The following is a 16,488-nucleotide window of genomic DNA, read 5'->3' on the forward strand; positions in this document are numbered from 1 at the left end:
CAACTCAAAATAAAATGGAAATTCGTTTACAGGTACTATAACAAATAAAGGCATTGGGATCAGGTCTTGTATTTTGCACGCTTAAAGTTCTTAAGATGGTTAAACCCTTCATACGTCGATAAGCTCAGTACGAACGGCTTACCCTCAACTTGTCCCGTCTTAAGTTGGTAGCCAAAAATGGGTCTAATTATAAAATAGTAAACTAGGACATTAAGGCATTAGGGTCAGGTCTTGAGTTTTTTACTCTTACAGTTTTACTTTATACGGTGAGCTTGACGGTAGGCATTCCCAAGCTGGAGCGAAAGACTCAGACTTGATACAGCAAGCGTAACTTATCATTCTTACAGGGTAAAAACTCTTGTCACAAACTTGGTTTTTCTAATCTTGCAATGGATAGGTAAGTAAGTTAATTGATTATTGCGTGCGCTTGTTGAGCAATTTCTAACTCTTCATTCGTTTGAATGACTAAAATAGAAATATTCATTTCTGGTGCTTGAATACAATCATCATGCGCTTGGTTCTTATCAATATCAATTTTCAAACCTAACCCCGCTAAATTTTCACAACATTTAGCCCGTAATTCTGCATCATTTTCACCCATGCCGCCTGTAAAAATTAAGGCATCCAAATGACCCAACACAGCATAATACGCCCCAATATATTTTTTAATTCGATAACACAGCATTGCAAACGCAAGTTTAGCCTTTGAATCCTTAGCCGCTATCAATTTATGCACCTCGCGTAAATCATTAGTGCTTGCAATCGCCTTTAAACCACTGGCATTATTTAATAGCCCATCTATTTCTGTGATGGATAAATCGGTTTGAGCCTGTAAATACGGGTAAATTGCGGTATCTATATCCCCACTCCGCGTTCCCATCATCAAACCTTCATTGGGGGTAAATCCCATCGAGGTATCAATACTTATTCCATTTTGAATAGCACAGGCACTCGCGCCATTACCCAAATGTAAACTAATAATATTTAAATGATTCAAGGGTTTATTAAGCATTAAAGCCGCTTGCTTGGCGACATAAGCATGTGAACTGCCATGAAATCCGTAACGGCGAATTTTATGTTGCTGATACCAGTCATTTGGGACGGGGTAACGATAAGCGTAATCAGGTAAGGTCGCGTGAAAAGCAGTATCAAACACGGCAATGTGTTTAATCGCGGGTAACTGCTGCAATAAAATTTTAATCCCTAAACTATTGGCGGGATTATGTAGCGGAGCGAGTGGACTTAATTGTTCTAATTCTGCCAAGTTAGTGGCATTCATGAGGCTGGGCTGTTTAAATTTTTCGCCACCATGCACGACTCGATGAGCGACTAAATTAATTGTTTTGAAGGAATGCTGTTGTTTAATCGTTTGTAAAAGACATAATAAGGCTTGTTTATGATCGGCTAAGGGTAACGGTTGTTTGATTTTTTTTTGAGTTCCCCATTGTAAATGATGTATCGTTGCATCCGTCCCTATATTTTCAAATAGGCCATTAAGTAAACTAATCTGCTCTGGAAATTTAAATAAGGTGTATTTAAGGGATGAACTCCCCGAATTAATAACTAGAATCTTCATGATTTATTGAGCGGTGATTTGAAAGTCATGAAACTGGAAAGCCAATAATTTGACGTACTGACTTTCCAAGCTCATTGATCGTTAATTTAACTAAATTTTGATTTTAATCCTGCCATTTCCAATTTTTAATTTCAGGCATGTCTTCGCCATATTCACGCACATAAATACGATGATCGACTAATTTATTTTGCATTAACTGTTTAACATAAGCCGCCCGTTGACGTAATTTAGGTACTCGATCAATCACATCAATCACTAAATGAAAGCGATCCAGTTCATTCATAACCACCATATCAAAAGGCGTGGAGGTTGTGCCTTCTTCTTTATAACCCCGTGCATGTAAATTGTTGTGATTGTCACGTCTATAGGTTAAGCGATGAATTAACCAAGGGTAGCCATGATAGGCAAAAATTATCGGTTTATCCGTAGTGAAAATATCATTAAAGCTGCGATTGTCTAAACCGTGTGGATGCTCTTCTTTAGGCATTAAGGTCATTAAATCAACGACGTTAACCACTCTCACTTTTAAATCGGGTAAAAATTCGCGTAATAATTTAACGGCAGCTAAGGTTTCTAAGGTTGGTACATCACCCGCACAGGCCATCACTACATCAGGCTCCCCCGTATCGACATCATTACTTGCCCAATCCCAAATTCCTAATCCTTGTGTACAATGCTTAATCGCTGCATCCATATCCAACCATTGTTCCGCAGGTTGTTTGCCCGCGACAATGACATTGATATAGTTTCGACTACGCAAACAATGATCTGTAACCGATAATAAAGTGTTGGCATCGGCAGGTAAATAGACTCGAATTATTTCAGATTTTTTATTAACAACATGGTCAATAAACCCTGGATCTTGATGTGAAAAACCATTGTGATCTTGTCGCCAAACATGTGAGGATAATAAATAATTTAAGGAGGCAATCGGTCTACGCCATTCAATATCTTGACTCGTGGTTTTTAACCATTTTGCATGTTGATTAAACATGGAGTTAATAATATGAATAAAGGCTTCATAACAATTGAAAAAACCATGCCGACCTGTGAGTAAATAACCTTCTAACCAACCTTGGCAGGTATGCTCAGATAAAATTTCCATCACTCGCCCATCGGTTCCCAAATGGTCATCTTCTGGAATAGTGCTGTCCATCCAGCGTCTATCCGTTGCTTCAAAAGCAGCATTCCAACGATTAGAGGCGGTTTCATCTGGACCAAATAAGCGAAAATTTTGTTGATCGGCGTTTAATTTTAAAACATCTCGTAAAAATTCGCCTTGAACACGCGTGGCTTCAGCAATTGTTCCGCCAGGAGTTGAAACCTTAACGGCATAATGAGAAAAATCAGGTAAGCGTAACTTGGTTAATAATAAGCCCCCATTCGTATGTGGATTTGCACTCATTCGTTGATTACCTGTGGGGGCGAGTGCCGCTAATTCAGGTAATAAAGTACCATTTTCGTCGAATAATTCTTCAGGCACATAACTTTGTAACCATTTTTCCAATAATTTTAAATGTTCTGGATTTTCACGAACGCCTGCAAAAGGAACTTGATGTGATCGCCAAAAATCTTCCGCTTTTAAACCATTAACTGTTTTAGGCCCCGTCCATCCTTTAGGGGAACGCAAAATAATCATTGGCCATTGTGGACGTTTGGCTTCACCCGATTGACGTGCTTGGTCTTGAATCGCTTTGATTTCTTCAATCACCGTATCTAAAACGGTTGCCATTCGCTCGTGCATGAGCTCAGGATCACTGCCTTCAACAAAATAAGGTTTATAGCCGTAACCAATAAATAAGGCTTCTAATTCTTCGTGAGGAATGCGTGCTAATAACGTCGGATTCGCAATTTTATAGCCATTTAAATGCAGAACAGGCAACACAGCCCCATCTGAAATAGGGTTAATAAATTTATTTGAATGCCAAGACGTGGCTAACGGCCCTGTTTCGGCTTCACCATCACCCACAACGCAACAAGTGATTAAGTTAGGATTATCAAAGACTGAACCGTAAGCATGAGATAAAGCATAGCCTAATTCGCCGCCTTCATGAATGGACCCAGGGGTTTCAGGCGCAACATGACTAGGAATGCCTCCAGGGAAACTAAACTGTTTAAATAAACGCTGCATCCCTTCTGCATTTTCGGAAATATTGGGGTAGTATTCGCTATAAGTGCCTTCTAGCCATGTATTAGCAACAATCCCAGGGCCACCATGTCCAGGGCCTGCGATATAAATAGAATTTAAGTCATACTTATTGATGACTCGATTCATGTGTGCATAAATAAAATTTAACCCGGGCGTTGTTCCCCAATGCCCTAATAAACGAGGTTTAACATGCTCTAACGTTAAAGGTTCGCGTAATAATGGGTTGTTAAGTAAATAAATTTGCCCAACGGATAAATAATTAGCTGCTCGCCAATACGCATTTATTTTTGATGCTTCATCGGTTGTTAGGGTTTGCACTTCATTTGTACTCATTCACAGTTCCTATAAAATTAATAATTGAGGTTAAAATAACTAATAATTAGAGTTAGAGTTAGAGTATACAATAGTTCGGACAGTTTTTGTAACCCATTGATTTAAAAAATAATTTACCAACATATCTCGTAAATATAAAACCCTTTAAAATCAATTCCTTATAGAATTAAGACCGCTATCTTTTTTAAAACTGTCCGAAGTATTGTCTAATGAAGGATGAATTACTCCATTAACGTATGACGGAGATAGAAAATATAACGATAATAAATAAAATCAACAATACTCCCCTTTATTTACAAAATATGTTTTGGAGTCCAGCCTAAAAACAAAGTCTGAATGTATTAACTGTAACTTGAGTGGCTTAGTTATATGACTGATTGTTATGCAAAAACTGTAAATAGCCAAATCAGAGGTAGGAAATATTTTTAGTGTTTGGAGTGAAAAAACTTATTTTCCACTCCTCTGCGTAACCCCCGCTATATGATTATAAAATCAATGCGCATTATCATGATACCATTTCGGCATCATAACAATAGCATTTGGATTAAGACCTTGATCTTTAAAGGTATTAATTGACATTTTGACTTTTCCTTTTTGCAAATCAATCACAGAAATAGAACCATCATTCATTCCCGGTAAATCTAAAAAGTTATTTTGGACAAAAGCATACCGTTCATCGGGTGAAAAAACCACATGATGTGAACCTTCCGCCGTTGGAATGGCTTTTTCAAGTATCGGTTTAGCTGGATTCTTAATATTGAAAATATTTAAGTACCCAGGACTTGCAGTGGTAACATACATTTTATCCAGCTTATGACTAAAATAAATTTCCAGAGGCACGCCTTGCTTCAACAAATTAAAATCAAAAATTTGTGAAAAACTAAAATTTTGACTCATGGTATTCCAGACACCTGTCCACAATGTATTGCCAAATGCGGTATTAATATAAAGTCGCTCAGGCTTTGCTTTCGGTAAAAAGACGGCTTCAACAGGGGCAACACCAGAAGGTGATGGCTTGTCTGACATTTTATGGGTGGAAAGCACTTTACCACTACGCGCTTTAATAACCGTTACCGTCTCTTCTGCAATACTAAAATCCGTAGGATGCAGCGTATTCGCAATCACAATGCGATTAATCTTATCATTTATACCAATGCCATGCGGGTGACTAATAAACTTTTTACTGGTCTCTGTTTTCGGAGCTGAAATGACTTTAATTTGTTTATCGGTTTGAGCATCGCCCATGATGACATTGCTAGATCCCATACAGGTGACATACCACCGCTTTTTATCGGCTGAAAAAACCAAGTCTTCTGCAACCTGACATTCAGGAACATCAATGGTTTTAAGTTTATAAGGTTGCTTGGTCATGTCAATCACTTGCAAAGGGTTGCTACCTAAGGAAGCGACATAGGCTTTAGTGACATCTTTATTATAAAAAACATGATGCGCCTCTAAATCAGTCGGCAAGGGAATATCGGTGATAATTTTTGCAAAATTTTCAGAATCAAAATCAAGGTCAATAATTGCTAATCCTTCTCGTTTGGGTGTTTGATCGGGTTTACTTTGATAATTAACCAAGGCTAACATTTCAGCTTGTGCCATCATTGGGCAAAGTAAGGTTAAAGCAAACAATGATTTTTTAAATGTGGGTATTATTTTCATAATATCTCTCAAAATTGTAAACATCGCTATAGAGATGTTTAAGTTATCAATACTTCGGATAGTTTTAAAAAAGATAGCGGTCTTAATTCTATAAGGCATTGATTTTAAAGGGTTTTATATTTACGAGATGTGTTGGTAAATTCTTTTTTAAATCAATGGGTTACAAAAACTGTCCGAACTATTGAGTTATAAAGGAAATTTTAATTTTCTGCGGTGCAAGGGTCGATAATGATTTTTATTTGTGAAATTTTAGTCACAGGAAACTCACCCTTACTTGCATGTTCATAAATAGCCGCCTCATCTGGTGCAATATAAATACAGTACACCGTGTCATCGCAGACATAACTTTGTAGCCATTGGATTTTGCTTCCCATCTCTGACAGTACGCAGCAAGATTTTTGTGAAATACCTTGTAATTGTTCAGTCGTTAAAGCCCCTGCGTCGGGAATTTCTCGTTCAATAATATATTTTGGCATGATATCTCCTGTATTATAATTTATAAATACGACTGGTCGTCTTATAAAAAGTATAAAAAAATAGCCGCAATGATGACTACGGCTTGATAAAAATTAAGGTTTAAAATAATCGTTTAATAAGTTATCACAACAGCGTTTTAAAGGGGTTATGGATTGTTCTATTTTCATCCGTAACAAGGCCCCCTGCCAACTATCAACCAGCAAATCTGCCATTTGCTGTGCCGATTTATCTTTTCTAATCCGACCTTGTTGCTGGGCTTTTTCTAAACCTTGCTGTAATAAATCTCGATAATCATAAACCGCTTTTTTTAAAGCACAACGACAAACTTCGCTAGTGTCACCCAACTCGCCCATCAAATTGCCTAATAAACAGCCGCCTTTAAAACTGCCTTGCTCGCTTAAATGGATTAATTCATCAAAATAAACTGTGAGCGCCGTGAGCGCATCATAGTTTGGGTTTTGTAAATGCTGGCTGAGTTGATAAATAAAGGGCTGAATATAATGCTGAATAACTTCTGCACCGTAGGCTTCTTTATTCTGGCTACCAACTTAAAGCGGGACACTTTTAACTTCAAGGTTGAATGAAAGTTAATAACCATGCAGTAGTTGAATTTACTGCTGTCCCGCCTTAAGTTGGTAGCCTTTATTCTCAAAATAATTATAAAAAGAACCTTTAGGAATTTGCACCGAATTCAAAATTTCTTTTAATCCTGTTCCATGATAGCCTTGTGCCATCAATAGGCTAACCCCTTGCTTTAGTAATTTTTCGCGTTTATTTTCTTTATTCTGAGTAGCGTTCATGGATTAATAATACGACCAGTCGTCTTAAAAAACAAGTGTTAATTTTAAAACAAGATAAATACTCAAGCCAAAATTTCAGTATGCCGTTAAAATATATAATATAAAAAAATCCCTTTGCGTGATTTTCAACAAGCGTTTCGTATATTAACCCCTCATAAGGAGTAAAACTAAATTGTTACCTTTTCAGTCCGTTTTTTTATCAATTATTTTCTGGGTTATCTTCAGCTACTTACTGATCTCAGTCTTTGAAAACCTCATTCATAAATATTTTATGCATCACAAGAAATTTCCAGAGCGCGTATATGATCGTATGCCTTATCTTTTGGAAGTTTTTGAATCCCACGCCGTTCGCCATCATTCAATATGGTATCGTAAATTTGATTATGAACCTGACCCTATTGGTCGGGAGGAAAACTTAGAAATTTTACTGGTCGATATTTTTGCCATGCTTCTTTTGACTCTACCAGCCTGGGCAACCTTGATGTGGTTTAACCCATTAGCAGGGATTATTTTTATTAGCATGTTTTTTATACATCGTTTTTTATGGAACACCATCCATAGACAAATGCACATTCCAAAAGATGTTATTTTTCGTAATTGGAAAATCTATCGTTTTTTGGCAAGACATCATTTTATTCATCACCAAGACATGGGGAAAAATTTTAACGTCGTGTTTCCGCTTACCGATACCCTGTTCGGCACTGTAGGCAAGGCAAATAAAAGTGATATTCGAGAAATGCTTAGGCTAGGCTACTTGCTACCGCGTTCCACACGGATACAAAATAAATTTCAAGCACAGGTGAATCAAGAGGCTTAAATCAAGGGAGCGGCGTTGTTGAAAAACCAAAAAACAAGAAGCCATAAATAAAATCAACAACGCCAAGCCCTTGAACCCCTTGGTTACTTAATTTATATCAACAGAAAAAATGATTACTTAATAGTCGAATCGGTGTTGAATATCAAAGAGACTACCAACATTACCGATGATGGGAGAAAAGAGTTTTTCGATTTCTACTTTATCAATTTCAATGTTTAGCCTCAGAATATCGTTGACAAATGCCGTAAATATAGCGGGATTAAAAAAATATTATTTGAAAACAATGCCATAGCGTAAAGAGGTAACTTCGATTATTATTTTAAGATGCCTATTATTTTATAATGTTTTTAATTCGTGCTCAGAAATTCCTGTGATTTTAGAAACTAATAAAACATCAAGACCTTCTTTTATCATTGCTTTAGAATTTTCTATTTTTTCTTTTTCTACCCCTTTTTCCATTCCTTTTTCCATTCCTTTTTCCATTCCTTTTTCCATTCCTTTTTCCATTCCTTTTTCCATTCCTTTTTCCATTCCTTTTTCCATTCCTTTTTCCATTCCTTTTTCCATTCCTTTTTCCATTCCTTTCTCTATTCCTTTCTCTATTCCTTTCTCTATTCCTTTCTCCATCCCCTCTTCCATTCCTTTCTTCAAGCCTTCTTTTACCCCCTTACTTCTTTCATCTCGTAAATACTCCTCATCAGAATACTCATCTTTCATTCTAAAGGCTTCTTGAGGGCTGATTTTATCTTCTTTGATTAGTGAAAAGACTTCTTGAATGGTTTCATTATGATAATCACTTTCTTCAACCTGTGTATCTAAACTGTCATTGATGGCTCTTAACCATTCTCGATACGGTTCTGGGGTTTTATCCGTGACATATTTAGGGCAAAGATAAATTATTTTATGTTGTGTTTCGGGGATGTAGCTCTTATCTAATTTTTGAGGGCGAAAATCATTGATTAATATATCAGTTTTATGTTTATCACCTGATGTTAAAACCACGATCGTATAGACATCCATTTTGGGTTTATAGTTACCCGAGCTGGTGATTTGTTCTAATAAAGCGACACTGTGATAATGTAAAAAACGATCATAATGATCTGGGTAGCGGCGGTGTTGAATATCAATAATGAAGCGATTTTTTTTATCTTCGGCAAATAAATCAAAGCGGCTATCAACATTGCCGATGATGGGTGAAAAGGATTTTTCAGTTTCTACTTTATCAATTTCAATGTCCAGTCCTAGAATATCTTTGACAAATGCCGTAAATATATGCGGTTTAGAAAAGGCTTTTTTGAAAACAACGCCATAACGTAAAGAAGCAACTTCGATCATTATTTTAACTCTCAATGGATGATATGATAATTTGGTATTGTACTCTATCTAGTTGAATTATTGGCTAAAGCCATAAAACTATAAATATTATATTATTATTCCAGCAAGTAGCCCGTATTATGCTTGACGATGTTAAAGTAAGAGTGTCTCATTTGGACGTTCCTAACGAAAACATTGAGAGTAGCTTTCAACAATGCTAGCCCTTCATGTTATATCTAAAATAAAAAATGAATTTATTATTAGCAGATGATCACAGCTTATTTAGACAAGGATTGTCTTTAATCATTGAAAATATTTTTCCATTGAGTCAATTACAATACTGCGATTGTTGGATAGATGTTTATGAAATAACATCGCGACACCCTTTTGATTTAATTTTATCGGATCTATTCATGCCTAGACAACACTGATGGGAGCAAGAACTTAAACGTTTATTAATCAACAATCCTGATCTAATTATTTTTATTATTTCGGCATCTACTGAAATTGAAGATATACAAATGGCATTTAAGCTAGGTGTTAAAGGTTATATTTGTAAAACGGCAGAAGCTCATGAATTACAATTAGCTTTATTACAAATTTATGCAGGGAAGAATTATTTTCCCGTAGAAACTCCCACGCCCTGAGACGGTAAAAGTATTCAATAAAATCACTAAAAATAGTAAAAAATGTGCTGTAAATTATTAATTATTCGTTACCGAACTGCGATTTTTTACTTGAATTAGGAATATTTTCACAGCCTCTAAGCGGGGGAACGCCCGTATTCCAAAAGCTACATACGGGCTACTCGCTTTTTTAAAAATAACGCCGTAGCGTAGGTAGGCAACTTCAATCATTATTTAATAATCCCAATGTCTGTAATTTTTTCTTAGAAAATCCTGTGATTTCAGAGACTAAAGATAGCTCAAGTCCTTTATTTATCATAGCTTTAGCATTTTCTTTTTTCTTTTTTCCTTTTTCTATTCCCTCTTCCAAGCCTTTTTCCATTCCTTCTTCAAGCCCTTTTTCTATACCTTCTTTTATGCCCTCTTTTCGTTCATCACGTAAATATTCTTCATCCAAATATTCGTCTTTCATCCGAAAGGCTTCTTGTGGGCTAACCTTATCATCTTTGATTAAGGAAAATATTTATTTAATAGTTTCATTATGATAATCATTTTCTTCAACCTGTTGATCTAGGCTATCATTGATGGTGGTTAACCATTCTCGATAAGGTTCGGGTGTTTTATCGGTGACATATTTCGGACAAAGGTAAATAATTTTATGCTAGGTTTCAGCAATATAGCTGTCATCTAGTTTTCGAGGGCGAAAATCATTAATTAAGATGTCAGTTTTATGTCGGTCACCTGTGGTTAAAATTACAATGGTATACACATCCATTTTAGGTTTATAGCTTCCCAAACTGGTGATTTGTTCAAGTAAAGCGAGCGACATTACCGATCACAGGTGAAAATGATTTTTCGGTTTCGACTTTATCAATTTCAATTTCCAATCCTAAAATATCTTTGACGAAGGCGGTAAAAATATGGGGTTTGGAAAAAACCTTTTTAAAAATAACGCCGTAGCGTAGTGAGGCAACTTGAATCATTACGTGATAATTCTATTGTTTGATAGCTAAAATTTTACAGTAGCTCTCATTCGAGGTCAGAAATTTTTATTTTCTTAAAAAAGTTTGATTAATCTTGGTAATTACTTGAGTTCAAGGTTTAAATTTGAGCTGTAAGATAAACTTGAAAAATCTGCTACTCTAATCCTTTTAGGGACTAACCTGCCTCGCATCACTCTCCACAGCTTTCAGAGACAGCAAAACTTCAGCATAGAATAAAATGGCGGTAATTTTTCAGCATTATCATCTGATAAAATATCTTCAAAAACTTCAAGATCGTTTTCACTCATATTTAAAAAAATGTCATATTGTATTTTTCTCATTTCTTTCAATGTTGAATGACTTAAATTTAGGGCTTTGTTAATCATATAATCAGCACACTCATCTTACTGATGTGCAAAAATATTACCCTCGGTGTCATATTCAAAATACGTTTCAATATCAACTAACTCATGAGGGTTTAAAAATTTATCTTCATCATATTCCTCATCCTTTCTATCTTCACAAAAATCAATAAGTTCTTTTTTATCTTTTTTTTGTTTATGTTTTTTACAAGCAACTGATAAGTTACAAAAAATATGAGTTAGTTCAGGGTATTTTGTTCTAGGTCGAAGGTGTTCTATGATGGATTCAGGTAAATATTGAGCATTTTCTTTTTCAGGAAGCTCTTGCTGACAATAAATACAAAGCCCTTGTTGTTGCTTTAAAATATCGTTATGTAGCTTTGTTTTTATATCGGTTGGCAAGTTCCATTTTCCTGTTGAAGATAAAAGCTGAACATTATCCTTTATATATGTATCAAATTCATCACAACGTTTTGATTTACCTATAAATCGCATGATATTATCTTTTTCTATTTAATAAAAATAGTTGATGCTGAATCCGCATAATTGAGGGGTCTTGAGGGCCTAAATCAGCCGTTAATTGACGCAGTTTTTCTTCATTTTCAGGGGTATTTCTATTTTCGGGCTGTTGACGAAGTAGGGTGACATAGTCATCAATTCGCTCTTGTGTCTCATCATCTCTTAATTCCATCCCCATAATTTCTTGCAAAATTCTATTAGGTTCAACGCCTTTGGTGTATTTTTGTTCCTTTTCCATGTTAGTGATGGTTACTTTATTATCGGTACTATCACAATTAAGTACAAAAAGGTTTTTAGGGTCTATTGTTGAAATAATATGAGGTGAATGGGTGGCTATAATAAGTTGATTATTTTCTCCTGCATTTTGATAAAGTTTAATAATTTCTTTTTGCCATCCAGGGTGTAGGGATGTTTCAGGTTCATCAATTAACACCAGACTATTGTTTATATTAAGCTGACTTAAAAGAACTGCTCGATAATAAAGTTGTTTTTCACCACTGGATAAATCATCCATTGATATTTCTTTATGATTAAAACTTTCAAAAATTGCTTTTTCAGCGGTAATATTAATTAATTTTGTGTTTAGTTTTACATCTTTTAAAAGGTAATTTATTTCTTTAATACGAGAGTCAACCGCCTCTTTAACACTCATCTCTCTATTTTTCAAGACACTATTTATAATTGAATCAACAAGATATCTTTCAATTTCTTTTTTATGTGAAAAAATATCAACTAACCTAATAAGGCTATTTTTTTCAACTGCTATAAGGTTTAAATCAAAAGAACTACAAACAAAATATAAGATATTAAAATATTTTGATAAAGGAGATGAAAAACAAGTAAATAGAATAAAATCATGTACGATAGGATTATTATTAGCATCTACTTTATAGTTCAACGTGAATACTTTTATAGCCCTTTCATTTTCAATGGCTTTTAATAATTTAGAATTAATTTTTTTAAAAGAAAGAGGTTTTCCACCAAAATTCATTTGTGTCCCTTCCGACATAAAAATAGACATCAATTCGATGAGATTATTAATAATTATTTCTGTGCTTTCAAATTCAATGAATATTTCACCTTGAACAGGTATTGCTTCTGAAAATATTTTTGCTAATAATTGAAGTATAGACGTTTTTCCACTGCCATTAATCCCTGCTAAGACAATAGTATCCAATGCTCCATCATTAGAATCCGTAAAATCTAATTCTAAATCATCAAACATTTTATAGTTTTTGATTCTAATTTTTCTAATCTTCATTAGATTATCTGTAATAACCGCACTAAATCCTGCTCACCCAAGCCATTCTCTTCATGAACAAATTCCCGCGAACCGACTTCAAAGGTATATTTTTGTTCAAAGCCTAAATTAGTCACTTGTTTATTTTTCAATTTAGAATTAATTTCACTATCCAAACCCCCAACGCCTTTAAAGCCTTCTTCCAAGGTAATCACAGTTTCAATGCTCTCTAAACAGACTTGTAATTTTTCTAAGTCATAAGCATTTAAAAGATAAAGATCAATGACCATCACATCAAAATCAGCGGCTATTTTTTTCGCTTTTTGACTCATATAACCTGTCGCTATAATCGCCGCTTTCGAGCCTGTTTTTAAAACTCTAAAGCCATCCTCAAAATTTTCAACCAAGTCTAAAATGGGTAACATCGGCATGGCATCAAAGCGTAAATATTTAGGAGTTTTATTAGCGATGGTGCGTTCAACATACGCTTCGGTTAGTAAGTAATCACTGGGTGAAAAAACTTCCACATTAGGCAAGGTACGCATAATCGACAAATCTTCAAGGCAATGATGGGTGGGTCCGCTTAAGCTATAACTGACTCCCGCACCCACGCCAATTAGATTAATATTCATCGGTCTTAATTGCGATAAAATGGCGATATTGACTCGAATCTGTTCATAACAACGCATAGTAATGAACGGGGCAATGGCATACGCATAAACCGTAAAGCCTTCTAGGGCTAAACCTACGGAAACATTAATTAAATTCTGTTCTGCAATCCCGACATTAATAAACCGATCAGGAAAATCAGCCCGAATTTTATCTAAAATGGGCGCACCAAAATCAGCCGATACAAAAAATAGGCTCTCATCTTCGTGCATTTTTTGATGTAATGCCGCTAAAAAAACATCCCGCATCGCTTTAATCTGCATTATTAATCTCCTCAATTAAACCATCAATATCACCTTCTTTCACCGATAATATATGACTTAACGGGTGTGTTTCTAAAAAGGGAATTCCTTTGCCTTTTACGGTGTGCGCGATCACAACTTTCGGTTTTTGGTGTTGATCTAAAAAAGCGGTTTTTAAGGTGTTATAAACCTGTTCGATATTATGACCGTCTTCCACTTCATAGACATCCCAATTAAAGGCCTTGAATTTTTCGGATAATGAATTCAAATCAATAATATTTTTGCTAAAATCCAGCATTGACACTTTATTGTAATCAACAATCAGGGTTAAATTATCCAGCTTGTGTTGAGCAGCACACATAATGGCTTCCCAATTAGCGCCTTCATTTAACTCACCATCGCCCGTTAATACGACGGCTTTCTTAGCGGATCTTTTGGTTTTTAAGGCTAATGCTATCCCACAGGCAACCCCTAATCCATGCCCTAATGAACCATTGACGGTTTCATAACCAGGGATGATTGGATCAGGAATTCCGCCTAGAAAACTGCCACTTTTACAAACACGGTTTAATTCGTCTTTATCAAAAAAACCTAAATCCGCTAACAAGGGATACATGCAAATTGAGCCATGCCCTTTGGAGATAATTAGGCGATCTCGATTTTCATCACGTGGATTTTTTGGGTTGTAATTGAGCAACTTGCCATAAAATAACGAAGCAAATATTTCTATTGGCGAAAGGGATGACGCGACACGCACTTCGGGTGCCGCTTTGTGAATTTTTAAGGTTTCTACTCTTAAAAATTTTGCCTGTTGTTTTAAATAAGCGGTATCAATCATAATGTTTTTTAAACCAGTGATAAGTTGCGTTTAAACCCTCATCAAACTTCATCTGAGGTTGCCAGCCTAGGGCTAATAACTGGGAGCTATCTAATAATTTTCGCGGTGTGCCATCGGGTTTGGAGGTATCCCAATTAATCGTTCCTTCAAAACCTGTTACATGAGCAATTTTTTCGGCTAATTCTTTAATCGAATAATCCGTGCCTGAACCTAAGTTGTAATGTTGATTTTCTAACGTGTCAGCATTTTTCATCAGAAAAAGTGAAGCATCAGCAACATCTTCGCTAAAAATAAATTCACGCCGTGGGCTGCCTGTTCCCCATAAGGTGATTTCAGAATTACCTGCTTTTTGGGCTTCATGAAAACGTCTAATTAAAGCTGAAAACACATGCGAATTTTCTAAATCAAAATTATCATTTTCACCATAGATCGAATTGGGAATGACACAGATAAAACGCTTGGTTTCATATTGAGTATTGTAGGAACGACAGCCGATAATACCTGCAATTTTAGCCGCTGCATAACCCATACTGGTTTCTTCAATGGCCCCTGTTAGCCAATGTTTTTCTTGCATCGGTTGTTCGCACAATTTAGGGTAGGTACATGATGAGCCATAGAACATTAAATTTTTAACGGCGTATTTATTGGCCATTTCAAATACGTTGGTTTGTATGGCTAAATTTTGATGTAAAAAATCCGCAGGACGAGTTTTATTACCTATGATGCCCCCGACTTTTCCTGCACATAAAAAGACATATTCAGGACGTTCGGTTTTAAAAAAATCTTCGGTTTGTTGTCTATCGGTTAACTCTAATTCCTCATGCGTTCGAGTTATTATAGTTTGATAATTTTTAGCCTTTAAAACACGTAATAAAGCCGATCCTAACAGGCCCGTATGACCTGCTAGGTAGATTTTAGAATCGGGGTTAAACATTACTAAATTTACTATTATTAATAATAGTGTAGGCTTTTATTAATTCTTTAATCCCCATTTCTAACGAATGCTGAGGTTTAAAACCGTGTTTTTCAATTTTATCATTGGAAACAATATAATTGCGTTGATCGGGGTCTTTACCGATTTCAGCTTCCATAATCGTAAAATTAGGGACTTGTTCTTTTATTTTTGCACACAATTCTAATTTAGAAATATTAGCATCCGATAAACCGACGTTATAAGGTTCATTTTTCATGGTCTCAAAATTATTTAATCCCATGATAAACGCATTGGCAACATCACGAATATGGATGTAATTACGTTTGAAATGACCTTCAAAAATGACGATAAAGCGATCTGTTACCGCACGATAAACGAAATCATTGACTAATAAATCAAGACGCATTCGTGGACTCATTCCAAAGACGGTCGCTAATCTAAAACTAATTGCATTGCCACGATCTAAAACGATTTTTTCAGCATCAACTTTGGTTTGTCCATAGGTTGAAATTGGATTTAGCGGGGTTTCTTCGGTGCAATAAATCCCATCTTGTCCAACACCATAACCGCTGTTGGTAATCGGCATTAAAATACGTTGTTCAGGCGATAAAATATCCGCTAAGGTTTTAATCGCATCACGATTGGTGGTTAATGTGCCAATTTCATCACGATTACATAAAGGCGCACCCACTAAAGCGGCTAATGGAATGACCACATCTTTATCTTTAACTAATTTTTTTAATAAGGCTTTGTTTCGTGCATCGCCTCGAACGACTTCAAAGTTATCTTGATAGCAGCAGTCCGCTAACGAGGTCGGGGAAAACATAAAGTTATCTAAAACAGTGACTTTATGACCTAATTTTAATAATTCAGGAACGATGACTGATCCTAAGTAGCCTGCGCCACCCGTGACTAATATGTTAAAACTCATTTTTTACCTTTAA

17 protein-coding genes and 1 pseudogene are annotated in these 16,488 nt (G+C 35.6%); 2 read left to right on the forward strand and 16 right to left on the reverse strand.

Translation table 11 applies throughout. The features are described from left to right. Nucleotides 1-406: 406 nt before the first annotated feature. The 6 genes and pseudogenes from Q9M50_01210 to Q9M50_01235 all read right to left on the reverse strand — a co-directional run bounded on the left by Q9M50_01210 (nucleotide 407) and on the right by Q9M50_01235 (nucleotide 7,000). Complete coding sequence (locus Q9M50_01210) at nucleotides 407-1,576, reverse strand: acetate kinase (GenBank protein MDQ7089256.1); 1,170 nt, start codon at nucleotides 1,574-1,576, stop codon at nucleotides 407-409. A 103-nt stretch (nucleotides 1,577-1,679) separates the two neighbouring features. Then, nucleotides 1,680-4,058 (reverse strand): phosphoketolase family protein, encoded by a 2,379-nt coding sequence (locus tag Q9M50_01215; GenBank protein MDQ7089257.1) that lies wholly within the window; start codon nucleotides 4,056-4,058, stop codon nucleotides 1,680-1,682. A gap of 492 nt (nucleotides 4,059-4,550) precedes the next feature. Continuing rightward, the gene (locus Q9M50_01220; protein MDQ7089258.1) at nucleotides 4,551-5,723 is read right to left on the reverse strand and encodes a YncE family protein; all 1,173 of its coding nucleotides are present in this window, start codon (nucleotides 5,721-5,723) and stop codon (nucleotides 4,551-4,553) included. A 200-nt stretch (nucleotides 5,724-5,923) separates the two neighbouring features. After that, nucleotides 5,924-6,199, reverse strand: coding sequence for a DUF4242 domain-containing protein (locus Q9M50_01225; GenBank protein ID MDQ7089259.1), 276 nt, complete (start codon nucleotides 6,197-6,199; stop codon nucleotides 5,924-5,926). A gap of 93 nt (nucleotides 6,200-6,292) precedes the next feature. Continuing rightward, nucleotides 6,293-6,685 carry a TetR family transcriptional regulator C-terminal domain-containing protein gene (locus Q9M50_01230; GenBank protein ID MDQ7089260.1) on the reverse strand — a complete coding sequence of 131 codons (393 nt, stop codon included), beginning with the start codon at nucleotides 6,683-6,685 and terminating at the stop codon, nucleotides 6,293-6,295. 156 nt (nucleotides 6,686-6,841) lie between these two features. Beyond that, nucleotides 6,842-7,000 (reverse strand): annotated as a pseudogene (locus Q9M50_01235) (TetR/AcrR family transcriptional regulator). 271 nt (nucleotides 7,001-7,271) lie between these two features. Here Q9M50_01235 and Q9M50_01240 point away from each other — a divergent pair. Next, the gene (locus Q9M50_01240; GenBank protein MDQ7089261.1) at nucleotides 7,272-7,817 is read left to right on the forward strand and encodes a hypothetical protein; all 546 of its coding nucleotides are present in this window, start codon (nucleotides 7,272-7,274) and stop codon (nucleotides 7,815-7,817) included. A gap of 336 nt (nucleotides 7,818-8,153) precedes the next feature. Here the strand turns inward: Q9M50_01240 and Q9M50_01245 are convergent, their stop codons facing one another. Further along, complete coding sequence (locus Q9M50_01245) at nucleotides 8,154-9,152, reverse strand: PD-(D/E)XK nuclease family transposase (GenBank protein MDQ7089262.1); 999 nt, start codon at nucleotides 9,150-9,152, stop codon at nucleotides 8,154-8,156. A gap of 500 nt (nucleotides 9,153-9,652) precedes the next feature. Here Q9M50_01245 and Q9M50_01250 point away from each other — a divergent pair, with 500 nt between their 5' ends. Then, on the forward strand, nucleotides 9,653-9,778 hold the full coding sequence (locus tag Q9M50_01250) for a hypothetical protein (protein MDQ7089263.1): 126 nt from the start codon (nucleotides 9,653-9,655) through the stop codon (nucleotides 9,776-9,778). Nucleotides 9,779-9,980: 202 nt separating this feature from the next. On the opposite strand, the gene Q9M50_01255 is transcribed toward Q9M50_01250, so the two are convergent. From Q9M50_01255 to Q9M50_01295, 9 genes are all read right to left on the reverse strand, one after another. Continuing rightward, a complete protein-coding gene (locus tag Q9M50_01255) occupies nucleotides 9,981-10,229 on the reverse strand; it encodes a hypothetical protein (protein ID MDQ7089264.1) in 249 nt (82 codons plus the stop codon). A 189-nt stretch (nucleotides 10,230-10,418) separates the two neighbouring features. Next, the gene (locus tag Q9M50_01260) at nucleotides 10,419-10,586 is read right to left on the reverse strand and encodes a hypothetical protein (GenBank protein MDQ7089265.1); all 168 of its coding nucleotides are present in this window, start codon (nucleotides 10,584-10,586) and stop codon (nucleotides 10,419-10,421) included. Continuing rightward, complete coding sequence (locus tag Q9M50_01265) at nucleotides 10,567-10,740, reverse strand: hypothetical protein (protein ID MDQ7089266.1); 174 nt, start codon at nucleotides 10,738-10,740, stop codon at nucleotides 10,567-10,569. The genes Q9M50_01260 and Q9M50_01265 overlap by 20 nt, the downstream gene beginning before the upstream one ends. A 404-nt stretch (nucleotides 10,741-11,144) precedes the next feature. After that, nucleotides 11,145-11,597, reverse strand: a complete 453-nt coding sequence (locus tag Q9M50_01270; protein MDQ7089267.1) for a retron system putative HNH endonuclease — start codon at nucleotides 11,595-11,597, stop codon at nucleotides 11,145-11,147. 4 nt (nucleotides 11,598-11,601) lie between these two features. Further along, complete coding sequence (locus tag Q9M50_01275) at nucleotides 11,602-12,882, reverse strand: AAA family ATPase (GenBank protein ID MDQ7089268.1); 1,281 nt, start codon at nucleotides 12,880-12,882, stop codon at nucleotides 11,602-11,604. Next, on the reverse strand, nucleotides 12,882-13,793 hold the full coding sequence (locus Q9M50_01280; protein MDQ7089269.1) for a transketolase C-terminal domain-containing protein: 912 nt from the start codon (nucleotides 13,791-13,793) through the stop codon (nucleotides 12,882-12,884). The genes Q9M50_01275 and Q9M50_01280 overlap by 1 nt, the downstream gene beginning before the upstream one ends. After that, entirely contained in the window at nucleotides 13,783-14,610 is an 828-nt protein-coding gene (locus Q9M50_01285; protein MDQ7089270.1) for a transketolase, read from the reverse strand. Before Q9M50_01285 ends, Q9M50_01280 begins: the two co-directional genes overlap by 11 nt. After that, the gene (locus Q9M50_01290; GenBank protein ID MDQ7089271.1) at nucleotides 14,603-15,544 is read right to left on the reverse strand and encodes a GDP-L-fucose synthase; all 942 of its coding nucleotides are present in this window, start codon (nucleotides 15,542-15,544) and stop codon (nucleotides 14,603-14,605) included. Before Q9M50_01290 ends, Q9M50_01285 begins: the two co-directional genes overlap by 8 nt. Next, the gene (locus Q9M50_01295; GenBank protein MDQ7089272.1) at nucleotides 15,537-16,475 is read right to left on the reverse strand and encodes an NAD-dependent epimerase/dehydratase family protein; all 939 of its coding nucleotides are present in this window, start codon (nucleotides 16,473-16,475) and stop codon (nucleotides 15,537-15,539) included. Before Q9M50_01295 ends, Q9M50_01290 begins: the two co-directional genes overlap by 8 nt. Nucleotides 16,476-16,488 lie beyond the last annotated feature (13 nt).

This window comes from Methylococcales bacterium (assembly GCA_030949405.1).
GTDB lineage: Bacteria > Pseudomonadota > Gammaproteobacteria > Methylococcales > Methylomonadaceae > WTBX01.